The sequence below is a fragment of the Pseudomonas sp. S35 genome, from assembly GCF_009866765.1.
GTDB lineage: Bacteria > Pseudomonadota > Gammaproteobacteria > Pseudomonadales > Pseudomonadaceae > Aquipseudomonas.
This window is the reverse complement of record NZ_CP019431.1, coordinates 4,006,340-4,025,924: the sequence shown is the minus strand read 5'-3', so window position 1 is coordinate 4,025,924 and position 19,585 is coordinate 4,006,340. Positions and strand designations below refer to the sequence as shown.

The following is a 19,585-nucleotide window of genomic DNA, read 5'->3' as shown; positions in this document are numbered from 1 at the left end:
AAGCGCTCAGCGGCGGCTGCTGACCTCGGCCGGCACATCATCCCCGGCCATACGCTTGCGAAACAGCGCTGTACGCGCGAGCAGCAAAGTAGTCACTGGCACGGTGATCGCCAACAAAATCGGAATCAACCAGCCGTGCAACACCGGCCCGGACTTGAGCACTGAAAAGTAGATGATCGACGCCAGTGCCACACACCAGGCGCCCAACGTCGAGGCCAGTGCCGGCGGGTGCATGCGCTGGAAGAAGTCTTTCATACGCAGCAACCCGATCGCGCCAATCAGCGCAAATACGCTGCTGAGCACCAGCAGTATCGCGACGATCACTTCAACCCACAGTGGCAACACGTCCATATTGATCATTCAATCACCTCGCCACGCAGCAGGAATTTGGCCAGGGCAAACGAGCCGACGAAGCCGAACAGCGCGATCAGCAGCGCCGCTTCAAAGTAGGTGTCACTGGCATAACGAATGCCCAGCACCAACATCATCAGCATCGCCAGTATGTACAGGTAGTCCAGCGCCAGTACCCGGTCCTGAGCCGACGGGCCTTTGAACAAGCGCACCAGGGTCAGCACCATGGCCAGGGAGAACAGGAACAGGCTGAACAAGATTGCGTTGGAGAGTAGGGCGCTCATTCGAAGATCTCCATCAATGGCCGCTCGTAGGCGCTTTTGAAATGTTCGATGAAGGCCGCTTCGTCATCCAGGTCGAAGACGTGCAGCAGCAGGATGCTGCGGTCCAGCGCCAGTTCCGACCAGATGGTGCCGGGCACCACGGTGGTGATCATCGACAGGGCGGCAAGGCCGTTGGCGTCACGCAAGTCCAGGGGGATCTTGATGAAGCGCGAACGCGGTGGGCGCGAGCCGCATGTCAGCACGCCCCACGCCACTTGCAGGTTGGAGGCAATCACGTCGCGCCCCACCAGGAAGAACAGGCGGATGATGACCCCAGGTTGGCGGATGCGGATCGGCAGCGGGCGCAACGGCGCCATCAGCAGCGGGGCGAGAATGCCCAGCGCAGCACCCAACAGCAGATGGCCAGGGCTGACGGACAGGTTCAGCACTAGCCACAGCACCCACAATGCCAGGGATAGCCACGGTGCAGGCAGCAGGCGTTTCATGGTTGCACCTCCAGGGCGGCCGTCTTGGCTTCAGGGCTGAGCACGGGACGCGTGGCCATGACGGCCATCACGTAGCTTTCCGGGTTGTTCAGGCTTTCGGCCGTGGCCTGGGTGTAGCGCATGAGCGGCTCGGCCTTGAAGGTCAAAAGGATGCTCAAGCCGAGCAGGAAGAAGATCGGCACGCACTCGTAACGGCGCAGCAACGGCGATGGACGCTCCTCCGGTGTCCAGAAGCGCTGGATGCCCAGGCGGGCGAAGGCGATCAACGAGGCCAGACCGGACAGGATCAGCAATGCCATCAGGCCCCACGCCGCCGGGCGGATTGGCCCTTCGAGGCCGCTGCCAAGGCCCAGTGGATTGACCAGCGCACTCAACAGGCTGAGCTTGCCGATAAACCCGGACAGCGGCGGCATGCCGATAATCAATAGCGCGCAGGCGACAAAGCTTAAGCCGAGGAACGCCATGGTCCACGGAATTACCTGGCCGACCACCGCCTTCTGCTCGTCATCCAGGTTCACGCCAGGGCGCGGATGCAGGGATTCCATGGCCCTGGGCAGTGCATCGATTTCCTCATCCAGCGGCAGGTCGTTGGCCGAACGTGAACGCTCGATCAGTTCTGCCAGCAGGAACAACGCACTTAATGCCAGCGTTGAGCTGACCAGATAGAACAGCGCCCCAGCGGTCAGGCTCGGCTGGGCAAAACCCACCGACGACAGCAGGATCCCCGCTGACACCAGGATGCTCAGGCTCGCCATGCGCTCCAGCCGCTGCGCCGCCACCATCGCCAACCCCGCGCAGACGATGGTCGCCATGCCGCCATACACCAGCCAGTCACCCCCAAACAGCGCCGAAGCGCCGGCCTGGCCGGAGAACAGCAGCGTCCACAGGCGCAGCACGGTGTACACGCCGACCTTGGTCATGATCGCAAACATCGCCGCCACCGGCGCGCTGGCCGAGGAGTAGGCGGGGGCCAGCCAGAAGTTCAGCGGCCACATGCCGGCTTTCGCCAAAAATGCCGTCGCCAGGATTGCTGCACCGGCGTGCAGCAGGCCGCGGTCGGCCTCCGGTACCAGCGGGATTTTCAGCGCCAGGTCAGCAAAATTCAGCGTGCCGGTGACGCCGTAGATCATCGCCGCACCAATCAAGAACAGCGACGACGCCAGCAGGTTGATCGCGATGTAATGCAGCCCCGCCGACACCCGCGCGCGGCCTGAGCCGTGCAGCATCAAGCCATAGGACGCTGCCAGCAGCACCTCGAAGAACACGAACAGGTTGAACAGGTCGGCAGTCAGGAACGCGCCGTACAACCCCATCATTTGCACCTGGAACAGCGCATGGAAACTGGTGCCCGCGCGGTCCCAGCGGGCCATCGCGAACAGCAGCGCGCTCACGCCGATGATCCCGGTGAGTACCAGCATCAGTGCCGACAGCTGATCCACCACCAGCACAATGCCGAACGGCACTTGCCAGTTGCCCGGCAGGTACACGCCGATCGAGCCAGGGCCGCCTTTTTGTGTCCAGTACAGCAGTAACACTGCGATACCCAGGCCGATCACGCTGGAGAACAGGTTGATCTTGGCTTTGAGCGGGCGGCGCTTTTCGCCAAGCATCAGCATCAGCCCGGCGGTGAGCAGCGGCAGCAGGATGGGCGCGACGATCAGTTGATTGACCCAATTCATTCCTTGGGCTCCCGGCCGTCCACATGGTCCGTGCCGGTCAGGCCACGGGAGGCCAGCAGCACCACCAGGAACAAGGCGGTCATGGCGAAGCTGATCACGATGGCCGTCAGCACCAGCGCCTGGGGCAGCGGGTCGGTGTAGTTGAGCAGGTCTTGCGGCACGCCGTCCTTGATGATCGGCTCCTTGCCGATAAACAGGCTGCCCATGCTGAAAATGAACAGGTTGACCCCGTACGACAATAGGCACAGGCCCATTACCACCTGGAACGTCCGTGGGCGCAGGATCAGCCAGACGCCGGAGGCCGCCAGGACCCCAATGGCAATTGCAATGACTTCTTCCATCAGGCGGCTCCTTCAGTTGCGGCGACTACTTTGGCCTGGTTGCTCGGTTTGTGCGCGCGCACCGACTGGTGGCCGAGGGCGGTGAGCATCAACAGGGTTGAACCGACGACCATCGCGTACACCCCGACGTCGAAGAACAGCGCGCTGGCGACATGGATATCGCCCAGCAGCGGCAGGCTGAAATGCCAAGTGTGGGTGGTGAGGAACGGGTAGCCGACAAACAACGCACCCAGCCCGGTGAGGGTCGCCGAGAGCAACCCGAAGCCCATCCAGCGCATCGGCCGCAGGCTCATCTGCGCCTCGACCCACTGTGTACCGGCCACCATATATTGCAAGATAAACGCCACCGACATCACCAGCCCCGCGACAAACCCGCCGCCCGGTTGGTTGTGGCCGCGCATGAACAGGTAGAACGACACCACCAGCGCAATTGGCAGCAGCAGGCGCACCAACACCGCCGGCACCATCATAAAGCCCAGGGCGGTGTCGCTGGCCTGGCGCGGGTTGACCAGGTCGGTGGCCACGTCCGGCGCCAGTTGGCGCTGTTGCGCAGGCAGTTGCATGCTCTCCTTGGATGGGCGGAAACGCCGCAGCAGGGCGTACACCGTCAGCGCCACGGCGCCGAGCACGGTGATTTCGCCGAGGGTGTCGAAGCCCCGGAAGTCCACCAGCATCACGTTCACCACATTGCTGCCGCCGCCTTCGGGCAGGGCGCGGCTGAGGTAGAACGAGGAAATATCGTTGGGCGTCTGGCGGGTCAACATCGCGTAGGACAGCAGCGCCATGCCGCCGCCCACCACGGTGGACAGCAGGAAGTCACGCAGGCGGCGAATGCGTGCTTTGCGCAGCGAGCTTGGCAGGGGCGAAACCTCTTCGATCCGCCGAGGCAGCCAGCGCAGGCCGAGCAGGATCAGCACGGTGGTGACCACTTCGACCACCAGTTGGGTCAACGCCAGGTCGGGGGCGGAGAACCACACGAAGGTGATGCAGGTCATCAGGCCGCACACGCTGACCATGGTCAGGGCCGCCAGCCGGTGGTACTTGGCTTGCCACGCGGCGCCCAGGGCGCAAGCGATTGCCAGCAGCCACAGGGTGACGAAGACGATAGACCCCGCAATCTTCGGGCGGTCGCCCCAACTGAGGCCACTGTTGAGCATCGGGATCAGGGCGCCGATCACCGCGACGATCACCAGCAGGAACAACTGGGTTTGCAGGCGCTTGGTGCTGATGCGTTTCTCGATCTTGCGCACGCCGCGCATCATCACCACCAGGCAACGCTCGAAGCCGCGCTTGCCGTTGAAGTAGCCCACCAGCGGCGGGTACTTGAAGCGCCCGCGCTTGAGCTGCTTGCGCAACATCAGGTAGAGCACCACGCCGCCGCTCATGGCCACCAGGCTCATGATCATCGGCGCGTTCCAGCCGTGCCAGATCGCCAGGCTGTACTGCGGCAGCACACCGCCCACCACCGGCAGTGCGGCGGCAGCGAGGATCGAGCCGACCACCTGGGCCGGGAAAATGCCTACCAGCAGGCAGGTGAACACCAGCAACTCGACCGGGGCGCGCATCCAGCGTGGCGGCTCGTGGGGCGTGTGGGGCAGGTCGGTCGCGGGCGGACCGAAGAACACATCAACGGTAAAACGCAGCGCATAGGCCACGCTGAAGGTGCCGGCGATAGTCGCGATCACCGGCAGGGCGATTTCCACCCACTGGGTTGCAGAGATAAACACCGTTTCGGCGAAGAACATCTCTTTGGACAGGAAGCCGTTGAGCAACGGCACGCCGGCCATGGATGCACTGGCCACCATCGCCAGGGTCGCGGTAAACGGTATCAGACGCACCAGACCGCTGAGCTTGCGGATATCCCGCGTGCCGCTTTCGTGGTCGATGATGCCCGCCGCCATGAACAGCGAGGCTTTGAAGGTGGCGTGGTTGAGAATATGGAACACTGCGGCGACGGCCGCGAGCGGGCTGTTAAGGCCCAGCAATAAGGTGATCAGCCCGAGGTGGCTGATGGTGGAGTAGGCCAACAAGCCCTTGAGGTCATTCTGGAACATGGCGCAGTAAGCGCCGAGGAGGAGGGTGAGGGCGCCGGCGCCGCCGACGATCCAGAACCATTCTTCGCTGCCCGACAGCGACGGCCACAGGCGGGCCAGCAGGAACACGCCGGCCTTCACCATCGTCGCCGAATGCAGGTAGGCAGACACTGGCGTCGGTGCGGCCATGGCGTGGGGCAGCCAGAAGTGGAACGGGAACTGCGCGCTTTTGCTCAAGGCACCGATCAGTACCAGGGCCAGCATCACCGGGTACAGCGCGTGCGCGCGGATCTGATCGCCCGCCGCCAGCACCACGTCCAGGTCATAGCTGCCGACGATATGCCCCAGCAACATCACACCCGCCAACAGGCACAGGCCGCCTGCGCCGGTGACCATCAGGGCCATGTAGGCGCCGCGTCGTGCATCGGCACGGTGATGCCAATAGCCGATCAACAGGAACGAGAACAGGCTGGTCAGTTCCCAGAAGAACACGATCTGGACCAGGTTGCCGGAGATCACCAGCCCGAGCATGGCGCCCATGAACGCCAGGAAAAACGCGAAGAACCGCGGCACCGGGTCGTCCGGCGACATGTAGTAGCGCGCATACAGCGCCACCAGCGTGCCGATGCCGAGCACCAGCATCGAGAACAGCCAGGCAAACCCGTCCATGCGCAACACGAAGTTCAGCCCAAGGCTGGGCAACCACATGAATTCTTCGCGGATCACGCCACCGTGGGCGATCTGGGGGTAGAGCAGGGCGACTTGAACGGTTCCGACCAGGGCCACGAGGCCAGCCAGCAGGGATTCGGTGTTACGTGCATTGTGCGGCAGCAAGGCCGCCAGACAGCTGCCAATGAACGGCAGAAGCAGTAGAACTATCAGGGACATAGGCTTCTAATCTGCGGGAGTTTGGGATGCATCATACGTGCCGCTTTGGCGATCACCAAATGGCAAGATGTGGCAGGATCCTACAAGGTAGGCTGAAACTTCCCGTTTGGCATTGTTTCAGACCTAAGCGCTCCCCGGGGTGAGGGAGCTTGCTCCCGCTGGGCTGCGCAGCAGCCCCAGTCCAATACAGTCACCTCAATTCTGACGCTCGTGCTCCAACGCGTCCTCCAGCGCCTGAGACTTTTGCCCACGCGTCTTCATCTCACTCACAATCACCGCCACCACAATCAACACCGCCCCCAGCATCGCAATCGGCGGGAAGCGCTCGCCGGCAATCCGCCCGACCACGCCTGCCCACACCGGCTCACCGGCATAGATCAACGTGGCCCGCGTCGGCGAAACGCTTTGCTGTGCCCAGTTCATCGCGACCTGGATCACCGCGCTGGTCAGGCCCAGGCCTACCGCGCTGAACAGCAGCAACCACGAAAACCCCGGCAATGCCTCGCCCATCGGCACCACCATCAGGAACGACAATAGCGACGCCGTGGCCAGTTGCACCACCGTCACCCGGCGTACGTCCACCTGCCCGGCAAATGCACTGATCAAAATGATCTCGGCCGCAATCGCTATCGCGCCGATCAAGGTCGCGATTTCCCCAGGGCTGAAATTCAACGAAGCCCCCGCAGGCCCGGTCAACAACATCAACCCGGCAAATGCCAGCATGATGCCAATGCTCGGCATCAACCCCGGGCGACGGCCCAGCACCAGCCATTGCAGCAGCGGCACGAATGGCACATACAGCGCGGTGATAAATGCCGACTGGCTGCTCAGGATCGTCTGCAGGCCGATGGTCTGCAAGCCGTAGCCGAACATGATCGCGACCCCGATAAACACACCCGCCTTGAGTTCGAACAACGTCAGGTCACGCAGGGTTCGCAAGGAAAAGAACCCGACCACAATCGCCGCCGCCGCAAAACGCAGGCCCACGAAAAACATCGGCCCGCTGACGGTCATGGCGTGTTGCACCAGCAAAAACGTGCCGCCCCAGATCATGGTGATAAACACCAGGATGCATTCGGCTTTGCTGAAACGGTTGAAACGCGAAGGGGTTTTGGCGGTGGTCATGGCGGCTCTGGTCTTGCAAGGGAAAGGCACGGACCGCACAATGCGCCGCACGCTGGGCAGTATACTGCGCACACCCACCCAATGAGCAATATAGTGCACAAAGAAAATCCACAACGCGCCTCGGTCTTGCAACACGTCAGCCAGAACGTTCGTCGCCTGCGCCATGCTGCCGACCTCAGCCAGACCGCACTCTCGGAAAAATCCGGGGTCAGCCGGCGCATGCTGGTGGCCATCGAAGCCGGCGAAAAGAACGTCAGCCTGTCCACCCTCGACCGCGTGGCCGAAGCGTTGGACGTGGCCTTCAGCGACCTGATCCAGGCCCCGGATGTGCGCGATCACAGCCGCATCAACGAACTGGCCTGGGCGGGGGAAATCGACGGCAGCAAAGCGGTGTTGCTGGCCAAGGCCACGGCGCGGCGCGAGGTCGAGTTATGGGAGTGGCGTCTTGAACCGGGCGATCGTTATTGCCCGGACCCCGACCTTGAGGGGTGGAGCGAGCAACTGTTCGTCTTCGAGGGCAGCCTGACGTTGGTGGTCGGTGAGCAGGAAAATACCATCGGCGCCGGCGAATTCTTCATGTTCGCCAGCCACCAGCCCCATGCCTATCGCAATGACGGCCAGGTCGCCGTGCGCTTTGTGCGCAATGTGGTGATCTAACTGTTCGCCAGGCAACAGTGGATGCACACTTTGCTGGTTTGAAACGCTGCGTATAACCAGATTTTCACAGCAAACCACTGATTTTATTGCCGATTAAATTCAGGCACGACTCCTGCAGTTACTCCGATATTCCCTCGGAGCCTGGAGTCGGCCCATGTCAGCCCATCCTCAACACCCTGCCCATATCATCCGCTCGGACGCGGAGGCCATCGAGGTCGCCACGCGCCTGGCCGAGCGTTTTGCCGTCGACGCCAGCGTGCGCGACCGCGACCGTCGCTTGCCGGTGGACGAACTCGACGAATTTTCCGCCAGCGGCTTGTGGGGCATCACCGTTCCCAAGGCTTACGGCGGTGCCGGGGTGTCCTATGTGACGGTGGCCGAGGTGATCAAGTTGATCTCCGCCGCCGACCCGTCTTTGGGGCAAATCCCGCAGAACCACCTCGGTGTGGTGGACATCCTGCTGCAAACCGCCACCGAGGAACAAAAGAACCACTATTTCGGCAAGGTGCTCGCGGGCTACCGGTTCGGCAATGCCTTCTCCGAGGCCAAGAGCAAAAACGCCGGCACCTTCGACACTCAGATCCGCTTTCACGGCGATACCGCGCAAATCAACGGCGAAAAGTTCTACTGCACCGGCGCGCTGTTCGCCCATATCGTGCCCACGGTGGGCAATAACGAGAACGGCCAGGCGTTCATCGGCCTCGTCGAGCGCGATGCGCCAGGCCTGACCGTGATCGACAACTGGGACGGCTTCGGCCAGCGCACCACTGCCAGTGGCGGTGTGACCCTCGACGGTGTGACCGTACCTTTGAGCGCGGTGATCCCCGCCCACCTGGCGTTTGACCAACCCACGGCCGACGGCCCGATTTCGCAAATCATCCAGGCGGCAGTCGACACCGGCATCGCCCTCGGCGCCCTTGAGCAAGCCAAGATTTATGCCCGTCAGGCGCGGCCGTGGATCGACAGCCAACAGGATCACGGCTGGCAAGACCCGTTCACCATCGCCGCCATCGGCGACCTGCAATGGCGCGTGCACGGCACCGAAGCGATCCTGGCCAAGGCCGGTATCGCCGTGGACCAAGCCCTCGCCGAACCGAATGAAGACACCGTCGCCCACGCCTCGTTGGTGGTGGCCCAGGCCAAAGTGCTGTCGGCCGAAACCGCCTTGCTCGCCAGCAGCAAACTGTTCGAACTGGCCGGTACCCGCTCGGTCACCGCCAAGCACAACCTCGACCGCTTCTGGCGCAATGCGCGTACCCACACCCTGCACGACCCGGCCCGCTGGAAATACCACCTGATCGGCAACTTCGTGCTCAACGGCGTGAAACCTGCGCGCCACGCCTGGAACTGAGGACCTGACCCATGACCGCACTGACGCTCGCACGCCAACTGCTGGACAGCACCCGCCGCCATGTCGAAAAAAGCGACGACCCCTATGTGATCAGCCGCTTCGGCGACTTGCAGATCCGCGTCGACGTGGCCGCTGCCTTGCTTGAACGTGCCGACACCCACCCCAGCCCGGTGGCTGCCACCGAAGCACAGATCGCCGCCGCCGAGGCCCTGATCGCGGCCAGCAACGCCGAATTCGAACTGACCGGCCAACGCACCGCATTGCCCTCGACCGTCGATGATCCGTTGCGCTGGAAATACCAGGTTGTCGGCAACTACCACCTCAACGGAGTGCTTTGATGACCCGTGAAATCCGCTTGAATGCCTTCGACATGAACTGCGTCGGCCACCAATCTCCCGGCCTGTGGGCGCACCCGCGTGACCGGTCGTGGCAGTACAAGGACCTGGAATACTGGACCGACCTGGCGAAAATCCTCGAGCGCGGCAAGTTCGACGGCCTGTTTATCGCCGATGTGCTGGGCATCTACGACGTGTACAACGGCAACGGCGACGCGGCGATTCGCCAAGCCACCCAAGTGCCGGTCAATGACCCGCTGTCGCTGATCGCACCGATGGCGCTGGTCACCGAACACCTGGGGTTTGGGCTCACCGCTTCGTTGTCCTTTGAACATCCGTATCCGTTCGCCCGCCGACTGTCGACCCTCGACCACCTGACCAAGGGCCGCATCGGTTGGAACATCGTGACCTCTTACCTGGAAAGTGGCGCCAAGAACCTCGGCCAGAAAGCCCAGACCGAACACGACGCACGCTACGACTACGCCGAGGAATACCTGCAGGTTTGCTACAAGCTCTGGGAAGGCAGTTGGGAAGAAGGCGCGGTCCTGCGTGACCGCGAACGGCGGATTTTCAGCGACCCGAGCAAAATCCACGAAATCCGCCACGTCGGCAAACACTTCCAGGTGCCCGGCATTCACCTGTGCGAGCCGTCACCGCAACGCACGCCGGTGCTGTACCAGGCCGGCGCGTCCAGCCGCGGCAAACAGTTCGCCGCCGAGCAGGCCGAGTGCGTGTTCGTCGCCGCGCCGTCCAAGGTGCTGCTGAAAAAGACCGTGGCCGACATCCGCCGCCGTGCGGCCGAAGCCGGGCGTGATCCGAAGAAAATCCTGATCTTCAACTTGCAGACGGTGATCGTCGACGAGACTGACGCCAAGGCTAAAGCCAAGTTTGACGAGTACAAATCCTACGTCAGCTACGAAGGTGCGATGGCGTTGATTTCCGGCTGGACCGGCATCGACTTCAGCCAGTTCAAACCCGATGAGCCGCTCAAGCATGTGCACACCAATGCCATTCAATCGGCGGTAGAAGCGTTCTCTACGGCGGACCCGAACAAGGTTTGGACGCCGAATGAACTGGCCGATTGGGTCGGCATCGGTGGTTTTGGCCCACTGTTCGTCGGCGGCCCGGAAACCGTGGCGGATCTGCTCCAGGAATGGGTGGAAGAGACCGACGTGGACGGCTTCAACCTGGCCTATGCGCTGACCCATGAAACCTTTGTCGACGCTGTGGAATGGCTGGTGCCGGAGTTGCAGAAACGTGGCGTGTACAAGACCGAATACGCCCAGGGCACGTTGCGCGAGAAGTTGTTTGGCGACGGCGCAAGGTTGGGAGCCAATCACCCAGGCGCCGGCTATCGCGATCTATCTGGTGCACAAAATTCCAATGTGGGAGGGGGCTTGCCCCCGATAGCGGTGGCTCAATCAAAGGTGTTCTAACTGACACACTGCCATCGGGGGCAAGCCCCCTCCCAAAGTTGCCCTGTGGTGATCCAAACCATCCAGCCAGCGGACCACCGCACGCCAACCCCCCAATAGGAGCAAACCCCTATGAGCGTGCTCGAACCAAAGGCCTCTCTGGAGCACCTGCGCCACTGGTCGCAACTCACGCCGTTGCACATCGCCTTGCGCCACAAGCGCCAGGGCCGGTGGTACGCCTGGCGTTGGATCGACGCCTTGCGCGACGTCGAACGCCTGGCCGATGGTTTGCGCCAGCAAGGTTTCGGCGAACAGTCACGCTTGGTGCTCAGCGGCGCCTTTGAGCCGAACCTGCTGTTGCTGGCGTTGGCGGCCCAGTCTGTCGGCGCACAGGTGCTGACGTTGGCCGATAACCTTGAGCCGCAGGCGCTGGAGCAACACCTGTGGCGTATCCATCCCAGCCACGCCTACGTTCAAGGTCGCCAGCGCGATTGGACGTTCACCCAGCGTTTGGATTTCGCCCAACTACTCGGCCCGGTCGAGCCCGCGCAGCATGTGCAGCGCTGGTGGCAACCCACCGGCGAAACCGCACTGTGGAGTGAAGAGGGCACCCACTGGCAAGGCGGCCTGGCGGTGCTGCTGGAGCAATGGCTGAGCAGCGGCCACGGCCTGGCGTTCCCGGAAAGCCTGGCCTCGGCGCAGCGTGATCGCAGTGAAGTGGCGCCCACTGGCCTGCTGCTGTCGCCCGAGCGGTTACAGCACTTGGCCGAGGAGATCGAAAGCCGCCTGGCACCCCAGGGTACCTGGCGTCGACGCCTGTGCGACTGGGCCATCGCCCATCCGCAAAGCGGCCTGCGGCAGTTGCTGAAGAACCGCGTGCGCAAACTGTTGGGTTTCCAGCGCCTGGCGTACATCTGGCAGCCCCTCAAATCCACTGCCGAGCCGGTGTGGCTGGCTGAATTCAAACGGGATATCGCATGAGCGACGCTATTCTCCAGGTGCGCGATATCTCGCTGTCGTTCAAAGGGGTCAAGGCCATCAACGCCTTGTCTTTTGATGTGCAGCGCGGCGAGATCTGCGCGTTGATCGGCCCCAACGGCGCCGGTAAAAGTTCGTTGCTCAACGTGCTCAATGGCGTGTATCGCTTTGACGCCGGCGAGATCGTCTTCGAACAGCAACATTTCCACCGTATCGATCCCTTGAGTGCAGCGCGTCGCGGCATTGGCCGTACCTTCCAGAACAACGCGCTGTTCAAGAAGATGAGCGTGCTCGACAACCTCCTCACGGGGCTGTCGCGACACATGCGCAGCAGCTTTATCGAGCAGGCCCTGGGCTTGCCCCGCGCGCGCCGAGAGGCAGAGGCGTTTCGCCTGCGCGGCCAAGCCATTCTTGAGTTTCTTGAGTTGCAGGCCCACCGCGATGTGCTGGTGGGCAACCTGTCCTACGGCCTGCAAAAGCGTGTGGAGCTCGGCCGCGCGCTGATCGCGGGTCCGACCTTGTTGCTGCTCGACGAACCCATGGCCGGTATGAACGCCGAAGAGAAACAGGACATGGCGCGTTTCGTGGCCGACGTGAACCGCGACCTCGGCACCACCGTGGTGTTGATCGAACATGACATGGGCGTGGTGATGGGCCTGTCCGACCATGTGGTGGTGCTCGATTACGGGCGCAAGGTTGGTGACGGCACGCCGGCACAGGTGCAGGCCAACCCCGAGGTGATCGCCGCTTACCTGGGAGCCGTCCACTGATGACTTTCTTCTTCGAAACCCTGCTCGGCGGTCTGCTCGCCGGCACCATGTACTCCCTGGTCGCGATCGGTTTTGTGCTGATCTACAAGGCCAGCGGCGTGTTCAATTTCGCCCAGGGCGCGATGCTGCTGTTTGCCGCGCTGACCTTCGTCAGCCTGCATGACCAGGGCGTGCCGTTTGCCCTGGCGTTGCTGCTGACGGTGATCGTGATGATCGTCGGCGCGTTGCTTATCGAGCGCTTGGTCTTGCGCCCGCTGGTGAACCGCTCGCAGATCACCCTGTTCATGGCCACCTTGGGGCTGTCGTTCATTATCGAAGGCCTGGCCCAGGGCGTGATGGGCTCGCAGGTGCGTGCGCTGGACTTGGGCATTGATGATGTGCCGCTGTTTATCGGCCCGCTGATGCTCAGCCAGTTCGACCTGATTGCCGCCGTCGCCGCCGTGGTGCTGGTGACGGTGCTCGCGCTGCTGTTCAACAAGACCCGCATCGGCGTGTCCCTGCGCGCAGTGGCGGATGACACCACGGCGGCGCTGTCCATTGGCATCAACCTCAACCGCATCTGGCAGATCGTGTGGGCGGTGGCTGGCATTGTCGGGCTGGTGGCGGGGTTGCTGTGGGGCGCACGCCAAGGGGTGCAGTTCTCGCTGTCGCTGGTGGTGCTCAAGGCGTTGCCGGTGTTGATCATCGGCGGCTTTACCTCGATTGGCGGCGCGATTGTCGGCGGGCTGATCGTCGGCGCGGCGGAGAACCTCGCCGAGGTGTACATCGGCCCGCTGATCGGCGGCGGCATCACGCCGTGGTTTGCCTACGTCCTGGCCCTGGCCTTCCTGTATATCCGTCCCGCCGGCCTGTTCGGCGAGCGTGCCATCGAGCGAGTCTGAAACCATGTCGATTCCTGTTGCTCAACACATCGCGCCACTGTTGCTGGTACCGCGACGCGTGCCGTGGGGCCTGCTCGGTCTGCTGGCGTTGGCGTTTGTCGTGGTGCCACTGTGGGGCAATGACTATTGGCTCAATGCGATCCTGATCCCGTTCCTGGTGCTGTCGCTGGCCGGGCTGGGCTTGAACCTGCTGACCGGTTACACCGGGCAAACGTCGGTGGGCGCGGCGGGTTTCATGGCGGTCGGCGCCTTCGCGACCTACGGCTTCCTGCTGCGCTTGCCGGAGCTGGGCTTGCCGGTGGCGCTGCTCGGCGGCGGGGTTATCAGTGCGTTGGTGGGCTTGCTGTTTGGGCTGCCCAGCTCGCGCATCAAGGGCTTCTACCTGATGGTCACCACATTGGCCGCGCAGTTTTTCCTGGAGTGGCTGTTCGTCAAATTCCCCTGGTTCTACAACTACGGCTCGTCCGGCACCATCTCGGCGCCCAAGCTGGCGCTGTTCGGCCACGACCTCAACACGCCGCTGGGCCGCTACTGGCTGACGCTGGTCACGGTGCTGTTGTTGACCTGGACCGCCGTGAACCTGGTGCGCAGCCAGGTAGGACGCAACTGGATGGCGATTCGCGACATGGACACCGCCGCCGCCGTGGTCGGCATCCCGGTGGTGCGCTACAAGCGCCTGGCGTTTGCGGTCAGCTCGTTTTACCTCGGTATTGCCGGTGCATTGTGGGCCTTTGCCTACCTGGGCACGGCCAGCGCCAGCAGCTTCGATATCAACCGCTCATTCCAGATCCTGTTCATCATCATTATCGGCGGCATGGGCAGCATCGCCGGCAACTTCGTCGGCGCAGCGTTTATCAGCTTGCTGCCGATTTTCCTCAGTCACGCCGGGCAAGCCGTGTTTGGCGGTTCGGTGGACGCAGGGCAGTTGCAGAACCTGCAGAAAATCATCTTTGGCGTATTAATCATCGTGTTCCTGATCAAGGAACCCGAGGGCTTGATTCGCCTGTTGCATAACCTTCGCGATCGGCTGCGGCAGTGGCCGCTGCGTTTCTGACCTATACAAGAGAATTTCCATGCGTGCATCTTTGAAACGTTCCCTGGTCAGTGCGGCCTTTGCGTTGGCGGCGTTGTCCGCTGCCGCCCCCCAGGCGATGGCCTCGGCCGACCAGCAATTCTTCCCCCTGGCGACTTACCGCGTCGGCGCCTACGCCTCCAGCGGCGTGCAGGTATGGGCCGGGATGATCGATTACCTGCGCTATATCAACGAGGTCGAAGGCGGCATCAATGGCGTAAAACTGGTGTGGCAGGAATGCGAGACCGAGTGGACGGCGGAGAAGGGCATCGAGTGCTATGAGCGCTTCAAGAACGGCCTGGATGGCGCGCCGGTCGCGGTGTACCAGCCCAACGGCGCACCGGCCGCCTATGCGCTGAGCGAAAGGGCCGAGGTGGACAAGATCCCGCTGATCACCCTCGGTTACGGTCGCACCGAAGCCACTGACGGCACGGTGTTCCCGTACAACTTCCCGGTGATGCTGACCTTCTACAGCGAGGCGTCGACCCTGGTGAACTACATCGCCCAGCGCGAGGGCGGCTTCGACAAACTCAAGGGCAAGAAGATCGCCACGGTCTACCACGACTCGGCCTATGGGCGCGAAACCCTCGGCCCGCTGAAATTGCTGGCCGAGCAATACGGTTTTGAAAATATCCAGATTCCGGTGGCCGATCCGGGCAACGAACAATCGGCGCAATGGCGTCAGGTGCGCCAGGCCAACCCGGACTGGGTGTTCCTGCGCACCTGGGGCGTGTCGACGCCGGTGGCGGTGAAAACCGCCGCACGCTTCGGCTTTGCGGCGGACCACATCATCGGCGATATATGGGCCAGTTCCAGCGAAGACGTACTGCCCGCTGGCGCCGCCGCCAAGGGCTACCTGGCGCTGACGCCTTACCCGGCGGGTGCCGATTTCGAGATCCACAAGCGCCTCAAGCAATACATCCTCGACAAGGGCCACAGCGACCTCAAGGACCTGAAAAACTTCGGCAGCGTCTACTACAACTCCGGCCTGGTGAATGCCGCCGTGGCGGTGGAAGCCATCCGCACGGCCCAGGCCAAGTTCGGCAAGCGTCCACTCAATGGCGAAGAAGGCCGCTGGGGCCTGGAACACCTGAATATCGACGACGCACGCCTCAAGGCCATGGGCTACCTGGGCCTGATGCAAAACCTCAAGCTGTCGTGCCGCGACCACGAAGGTGGCGGTTCGGCGCGGGTGCAGCAATGGGACGGCGCCAACTGGACGCTGGTCAGCGACTGGATCGCAGCCGACCGTGCGTTGCTGCGCCCGTTGATCGATGAAAAATCCGCCGCGTTCGCCAAGGAAAAAGGCCTGACGCCACGCACCTGCACCGGGGATGAGTAAACCATGAGCCAGCCTGCCAGCCAGTCCGCGAGCCCGTTGCTGTTGACGGTCGACGATATTGAAGTGATTTACGACGGCGCGATCCTGGCCGTCGCCGGGGTGTCGCTGAGCGTGCCCAAGGGCGCCGTCGTCGCCTTGCTCGGGGCCAACGGTGCCGGCAAGAGCACCACCCTCAAGGCGATCTCCGGGCTGGTGCGGGCCGAGCGTGCCGAGGTCAGTCGAGGGGTGATCGAGTACGCAGGCAAGGACCTGGCGGGTATCGATCCCAGCCAGCGCGTGCGCCAGGGCATGGTGCATGTGTTGGAGGGCCGCCACGTGTTCGGCCAGCTCACCGTGGAAGACAACCTGCGCAGCGGCGGCTTTGTGCGGCGCCTGAGCCGCAAGGACATGGAGCACGACCTGGAACGCATCTACGCCTGGTTCCCCCGGCTCAAGACCAAGCGCCACACCCGCGCCGGGCTGACCTCGGGCGGCGAGCAGCAGATGGTCGCCATCGGCCGGGCGTTGATGACCCGTCCTACTTTGGTACTGCTCGACGAGCCGTCCATGGGTTTGGCGCCTATGATCGTGCAGGAGATCTTCGAGATCATCGCGCAACTCAACCGCGAGCAGCAGGTGAGCTTCCTGATCGCCGAGCAGAACATCAACGTGGCGCTGCGCTATGCGTCCCACGGCTACGTGCTCGATACTGGGCGCGTGGCCTTGAGTGGCAGCGCCGCCGAACTGCTGGCGCGGGGCGACTTGCATGATATTTACCTGGGTAAACAGTAAGGGCGAACTTGCATGAGTGAAACCATCCGCAACGCTGATGTACTGATCATCGGCGGCGGCCTGAGCGGCACGATGCTGGCTGTGCAACTGCTGCGCTTGCCTGGCCAGCGCCGGATCCTGGTGATCGAACCACGCGCCGAGCTTGGCCGGGGCGAGGCCTACAGTGCAGTCGAGCTGGGCCACACCTTGAACGGCAACGCCGCGCGCATGAGCGTCGATCCGGACAACGCCGATGACTTGACCCAATGGCTCACCGACTACATCGGCGCCGGCGGTTGGCCGGAGTCGGACCAGCAGCACGTGCCCATCAGCGAGCTGTTCCCGCCACGGGGCATTTTTGGCCTGTATGCGCAGCAGCGGTTGGCCGAGGCCAAGGCGCTGTCGGCGTCCACGGTCGAGCATGTGCGCGCCGAAGTGCTGGACCTGCAAGTTGAGGCTGACGCCACGCTGTTGAGCCTGGATAACGGCCAGCACCTGCGCGGTGCCTTTGCGGTATTGGCCACTGGCATGTTCCCGGCGGCGCGTACCCCGCAAACCGAATCCAGCGGCTTGAATGCCGCCGCCGTGGACCCTTGGGACGTGCAGGCCATGACCCAGCTCGACCCGCACTCGTCGGTGTTGATCATCGGCTCCGGGTTGACCATGGTCGATGCGGTGGTGTCTCTGGAACAGGCCGGGCATCGCGGGCCTATCGAGGTATTTTCGCGCCATGGCCTGCTGCCCCATGTGCGCCGGCAACCGCCGGGTTGGGTCGACTTTCTCGGCGAAGATCACCCACTGCGCAGCCCCCGGCAGTTACTGCGTGAAGTGCGTCGCCAATGCCGGAACGCGATGGCGCAGGGCATTGATTGGCAAGCGCCGCTGGACACCGTGCGTGCCCATATCGGCCGGTTATGGAGCCAGGCCAGCGAGCGGGAGAAACGCCAGTTCGTGCGGCATGTGCGGCCGTGGTGGGAGAGCCATCACCATCGCTCGCCGCCTTTGAGTGCGCAACTGGTGGCGCGGCTGCACGAAGAAGGGCGGCTGCGGGTTCGTGCGGCGTCGTTCAAAGGCTTGGTGCCTGCGGCAGAGGGCGTGACGATTGGCTTGCGCTATCGTGGCGAACAGGCGCTGACCCAGGTTTCGGGCGCGGCGCTGATCAACTCCAGCGGTATCGAATACGATTGGCGCCGCGTGGCCCGGCCGTTGCCGCAGCAGTTGCTCAAGCGCGGATTGATCCAGCCAGGGCCGTTGGCGTTGGGGATTGCGGCGGACAAGTCCGGGGCAGTGCTCAATGCCCAGGGGCAGGTCAGCCAGCGCTTGTTTGCGATGGGCCCGCCGTTGCGCGGGATGTGGTGGGAGAGCACGGCGGTGACGGATGTGGCGCTTCAGGCTAAAGCCCTGGCATCGACGTTGGCGCAACTCTAAATGTGGGAGGGGCGGTGCGACGATTCGACAGAGACTGTCAGAAATTTTGTGTTCGGGCATAACATGTAGCTAGAGGTGCATCTATGCCGACCAAAAAGAAGCCCGCCCATGCAGCAGCGAGGGAGTTACCCTCGATTCCCCAAGAGCTGATCGAGCAGTTTGTTAAAGGCCCGATGAGCGCCGAAGCCATTCAAGACGCGTCCATGGCGTTCAAGAAGGCTCTGATCGAGCGCGCGCTAGGTGCCGAGCTGGGTCACCACCTTGGTTATCCTCAGGGCGCGGAGCGCCCTGAGGAGTCGACCAATCAGCGCAATGGCAAGAGTGGCAAAACGGTTCTTACCGACGATGGGCCGCTTCGCCTGGATATCCCCAGAGACCGCGATGGTAGCTTCGCCCCGATCCTGATTCCCAAGCACGAACGCCGTTTTACAGGCTTCGACGACAAGATAATTGCCATGTACGCCCGGGGTATGACGGTGCGTGAGATCCGCGCTTTTCTGTCTGAGCAGTATGGAACTGACGTGTCCCATGACTTCATCAGCTCAGTCACCGATGCCGTAATGGAAGAAGTCGGCTCTTGGCAGCAGCGCCCCCTGGAGCCTATGTACCCGGTCATCTTCTTTGATGCGCTACGGGTCAAAATCCGGGACGAGGGGTTAGTGCGCAACAAGGCCATTTATCTGGCGCTGGGCGTATTACCCGATGGCACACGTGACATTCTGGGGATCTGGATTGAGAGCACCGAGGGCGCCAAGTTTTGGATGAAGGTCTTCAACGACCTCAAAACGCGTGGGGTAGAAGATGTTCTAATCGCCGTCACGGATGGCCTTAAAGGGATACCGGAGGCTTTGGGAGCGGTTTTTCCTGCCACGACGCTGCAAACCTGCATCGTGCATCTGATCCGCAACAGCTTGGACTATGCCGCTTGGGATAAACGTCGGGCATTGGCCAAAGCCCTCAAGCCGATCTACCAGGCGATCAATGCGGACGTGGCCGAGCAAGAGCTCAACGCCTTTGAAGCGGGGCCTTGGGGTAAGCAGTATCCGACAGTAGTTGCTGCATGGCGTCGCGCCTGGGATCGGGTTATACCGTTTTTTGTATTCCCGGCGGGTATCCGAAAAGTGGTCTACACGACCAATGCCATCGAAAGCATCAACGCTCAGCTACGAAAGATTATTAAAACCCGTGGGCACTTCCCGACCGACGATGCGGCAACGAAGCTGATCTGGCTGGGACTACGAAATATCACGGCTAACTGGGGGCACCCGGCGCATGATTGGAAAGTGGCAATGAATCAGTTTGCGATTCTTTACGGAGACCGATTTACCAGACCGAGCTGGTAAAACAACGGCCTGCCTGACGGCAGGCCCTAACCAGCCCGAACACAAAAAAACTGATACTCCCATTCGACAAGCCCGCT

19 protein-coding genes are annotated in these 19,585 nt (G+C 62.6%); 12 read left to right on the top strand and 7 right to left on the bottom strand.

Annotated features, from left to right (window positions below; translation table 11 throughout):
• Positions 1-6 precede the first annotated feature (6 nt).
• The 7 genes from PspS35_RS17870 to PspS35_RS17840 all read right to left on the bottom strand — a co-directional run bounded on the left by PspS35_RS17870 (position 7) and on the right by PspS35_RS17840 (position 7,186).
• A complete protein-coding gene (locus PspS35_RS17870; RefSeq protein WP_159936125.1) occupies positions 7-360 on the bottom strand; it encodes a Na+/H+ antiporter subunit G in 354 nt (117 codons plus the stop codon).
• Positions 357-635 (bottom strand): K+/H+ antiporter subunit F, encoded by a 279-nt coding sequence (locus tag PspS35_RS17865; protein ID WP_003211751.1) that lies wholly within the window; start codon positions 633-635, stop codon positions 357-359. Before PspS35_RS17865 ends, PspS35_RS17870 begins: the two co-directional genes overlap by 4 nt.
• Positions 632-1,120, bottom strand: a complete 489-nt coding sequence (locus PspS35_RS17860) for a Na+/H+ antiporter subunit E (protein ID WP_159936124.1) — start codon at positions 1,118-1,120, stop codon at positions 632-634. Before PspS35_RS17860 ends, PspS35_RS17865 begins: the two co-directional genes overlap by 4 nt.
• On the bottom strand, positions 1,117-2,799 hold the full coding sequence (locus PspS35_RS17855; RefSeq protein WP_159936123.1) for a monovalent cation/H+ antiporter subunit D: 1,683 nt from the start codon (positions 2,797-2,799) through the stop codon (positions 1,117-1,119). Before PspS35_RS17855 ends, PspS35_RS17860 begins: the two co-directional genes overlap by 4 nt.
• Complete coding sequence (locus PspS35_RS17850; protein WP_003192163.1) at positions 2,796-3,140, bottom strand: Na+/H+ antiporter subunit C; 345 nt, start codon at positions 3,138-3,140, stop codon at positions 2,796-2,798. The genes PspS35_RS17855 and PspS35_RS17850 overlap by 4 nt, the downstream gene beginning before the upstream one ends.
• Entirely contained in the window at positions 3,140-6,061 is a 2,922-nt protein-coding gene (locus PspS35_RS17845; RefSeq protein WP_159936122.1) for a monovalent cation/H+ antiporter subunit A, read from the bottom strand. Before PspS35_RS17845 ends, PspS35_RS17850 begins: the two co-directional genes overlap by 1 nt.
• Before the next feature lie 195 nt (positions 6,062-6,256).
• Positions 6,257-7,186: a DMT family transporter gene (locus tag PspS35_RS17840; RefSeq protein ID WP_159936121.1), complete on the bottom strand. Its 930-nt coding sequence runs from the start codon at positions 7,184-7,186 to the stop codon at positions 6,257-6,259.
• 93 nt (positions 7,187-7,279) lie between these two features.
• On the opposite strand from PspS35_RS17840, the gene PspS35_RS17835 reads away from it, so the two are divergent.
• The 12 genes from PspS35_RS17835 to PspS35_RS17780 all read left to right on the top strand — a co-directional run bounded on the left by PspS35_RS17835 (position 7,280) and on the right by PspS35_RS17780 (position 19,508).
• Positions 7,280-7,843: an XRE family transcriptional regulator gene (locus tag PspS35_RS17835; RefSeq protein WP_027606295.1), complete on the top strand. Its 564-nt coding sequence runs from the start codon at positions 7,280-7,282 to the stop codon at positions 7,841-7,843.
• Between the two features lie 154 nt (positions 7,844-7,997).
• Positions 7,998-9,194, top strand: a complete 1,197-nt coding sequence (locus PspS35_RS17830; protein ID WP_159936120.1) for an SfnB family sulfur acquisition oxidoreductase — start codon at positions 7,998-8,000, stop codon at positions 9,192-9,194.
• A gap of 11 nt (positions 9,195-9,205) precedes the next feature.
• Positions 9,206-9,532 (top strand): acyl-CoA dehydrogenase, encoded by a 327-nt coding sequence (locus tag PspS35_RS17825; protein ID WP_159936119.1) that lies wholly within the window; start codon positions 9,206-9,208, stop codon positions 9,530-9,532.
• Positions 9,532-10,965: an LLM class flavin-dependent oxidoreductase gene (locus PspS35_RS17820; protein ID WP_159936118.1), complete on the top strand. Its 1,434-nt coding sequence runs from the start codon at positions 9,532-9,534 to the stop codon at positions 10,963-10,965. Before PspS35_RS17825 ends, PspS35_RS17820 begins: the two co-directional genes overlap by 1 nt.
• A gap of 111 nt (positions 10,966-11,076) precedes the next feature.
• Entirely contained in the window at positions 11,077-11,925 is an 849-nt protein-coding gene (locus PspS35_RS17815; protein ID WP_159936117.1) for an acyl-CoA synthetase, read from the top strand.
• On the top strand, positions 11,922-12,692 hold the full coding sequence (locus tag PspS35_RS17810; protein WP_159936116.1) for an ABC transporter ATP-binding protein: 771 nt from the start codon (positions 11,922-11,924) through the stop codon (positions 12,690-12,692). The genes PspS35_RS17815 and PspS35_RS17810 overlap by 4 nt, the downstream gene beginning before the upstream one ends.
• Entirely contained in the window at positions 12,692-13,573 is an 882-nt protein-coding gene (locus tag PspS35_RS17805; RefSeq protein ID WP_159936115.1) for a branched-chain amino acid ABC transporter permease, read from the top strand. The genes PspS35_RS17810 and PspS35_RS17805 overlap by 1 nt, the downstream gene beginning before the upstream one ends.
• Positions 13,574-13,577: 4 nt before the next feature.
• Positions 13,578-14,627 carry a branched-chain amino acid ABC transporter permease gene (locus tag PspS35_RS17800; protein ID WP_159936114.1) on the top strand — a complete coding sequence of 350 codons (1,050 nt, stop codon included), beginning with the start codon at positions 13,578-13,580 and terminating at the stop codon, positions 14,625-14,627.
• Positions 14,628-14,646: 19 nt separating this feature from the next.
• The gene (locus PspS35_RS17795) at positions 14,647-15,987 is read left to right on the top strand and encodes an ABC transporter substrate-binding protein (RefSeq protein WP_159936113.1); all 1,341 of its coding nucleotides are present in this window, start codon (positions 14,647-14,649) and stop codon (positions 15,985-15,987) included.
• A 3-nt stretch (positions 15,988-15,990) separates the two neighbouring features.
• Positions 15,991-16,758 (top strand): ABC transporter ATP-binding protein, encoded by a 768-nt coding sequence (locus PspS35_RS17790; RefSeq protein WP_159936112.1) that lies wholly within the window; start codon positions 15,991-15,993, stop codon positions 16,756-16,758.
• A 12-nt stretch (positions 16,759-16,770) separates the two neighbouring features.
• Positions 16,771-18,165, top strand: coding sequence for an FAD/NAD(P)-binding protein (locus PspS35_RS17785; protein ID WP_159936111.1), 1,395 nt, complete (start codon positions 16,771-16,773; stop codon positions 18,163-18,165).
• 83 nt (positions 18,166-18,248) lie between these two features.
• The gene (locus tag PspS35_RS17780; RefSeq protein WP_159934745.1) at positions 18,249-19,508 is read left to right on the top strand and encodes an IS256-like element ISPsy17 family transposase; all 1,260 of its coding nucleotides are present in this window, start codon (positions 18,249-18,251) and stop codon (positions 19,506-19,508) included.
• Positions 19,509-19,585: the final 77 nt, after the last annotated feature.

Excerpts from the sequence above, each read along its gene's own strand:
- PspS35_RS17870 (WP_159936125.1), bottom strand. The coding sequence starts at position 360 with ATGATCAATATGGACGTGTTGCCACTGTGGGTTGAAGTGATCGTCGCG.
- PspS35_RS17865 (WP_003211751.1), bottom strand. The coding sequence starts at position 635 with ATGAGCGCCCTACTCTCCAACGCAATCTTGTTCAGCCTGTTCCTGTTC.
- PspS35_RS17860 (WP_159936124.1), bottom strand. The coding sequence starts at position 1,120 with ATGAAACGCCTGCTGCCTGCACCGTGGCTATCCCTGGCATTGTGGGTG.
- PspS35_RS17855 (WP_159936123.1), bottom strand. The coding sequence starts at position 2,799 with ATGAATTGGGTCAATCAACTGATCGTCGCGCCCATCCTGCTGCCGCTG.
- PspS35_RS17850 (WP_003192163.1), bottom strand. The coding sequence starts at position 3,140 with ATGGAAGAAGTCATTGCAATTGCCATTGGGGTCCTGGCGGCCTCCGGC.
- PspS35_RS17845 (WP_159936122.1), bottom strand. The coding sequence starts at position 6,061 with ATGTCCCTGATAGTTCTACTGCTTCTGCCGTTCATTGGCAGCTGTCTG.
- PspS35_RS17840 (WP_159936121.1), bottom strand. The coding sequence starts at position 7,186 with ATGACCACCGCCAAAACCCCTTCGCGTTTCAACCGTTTCAGCAAAGCC.
- PspS35_RS17830 (WP_159936120.1), top strand. The coding sequence starts at position 7,998 with ATGTCAGCCCATCCTCAACACCCTGCCCATATCATCCGCTCGGACGCG.
- PspS35_RS17825 (WP_159936119.1), top strand. The coding sequence starts at position 9,206 with ATGACCGCACTGACGCTCGCACGCCAACTGCTGGACAGCACCCGCCGC.
- PspS35_RS17820 (WP_159936118.1), top strand. The coding sequence starts at position 9,532 with ATGACCCGTGAAATCCGCTTGAATGCCTTCGACATGAACTGCGTCGGC.
- PspS35_RS17815 (WP_159936117.1), top strand. The coding sequence starts at position 11,077 with ATGAGCGTGCTCGAACCAAAGGCCTCTCTGGAGCACCTGCGCCACTGG.
- PspS35_RS17810 (WP_159936116.1), top strand. The coding sequence starts at position 11,922 with ATGAGCGACGCTATTCTCCAGGTGCGCGATATCTCGCTGTCGTTCAAA.
- PspS35_RS17805 (WP_159936115.1), top strand. The coding sequence starts at position 12,692 with ATGACTTTCTTCTTCGAAACCCTGCTCGGCGGTCTGCTCGCCGGCACC.
- PspS35_RS17800 (WP_159936114.1), top strand. The coding sequence starts at position 13,578 with ATGTCGATTCCTGTTGCTCAACACATCGCGCCACTGTTGCTGGTACCG.
- PspS35_RS17795 (WP_159936113.1), top strand. The coding sequence starts at position 14,647 with ATGCGTGCATCTTTGAAACGTTCCCTGGTCAGTGCGGCCTTTGCGTTG.
- PspS35_RS17790 (WP_159936112.1), top strand. The coding sequence starts at position 15,991 with ATGAGCCAGCCTGCCAGCCAGTCCGCGAGCCCGTTGCTGTTGACGGTC.
- PspS35_RS17785 (WP_159936111.1), top strand. The coding sequence starts at position 16,771 with ATGAGTGAAACCATCCGCAACGCTGATGTACTGATCATCGGCGGCGGC.
- PspS35_RS17780 (WP_159934745.1), top strand. The coding sequence starts at position 18,249 with ATGCCGACCAAAAAGAAGCCCGCCCATGCAGCAGCGAGGGAGTTACCC.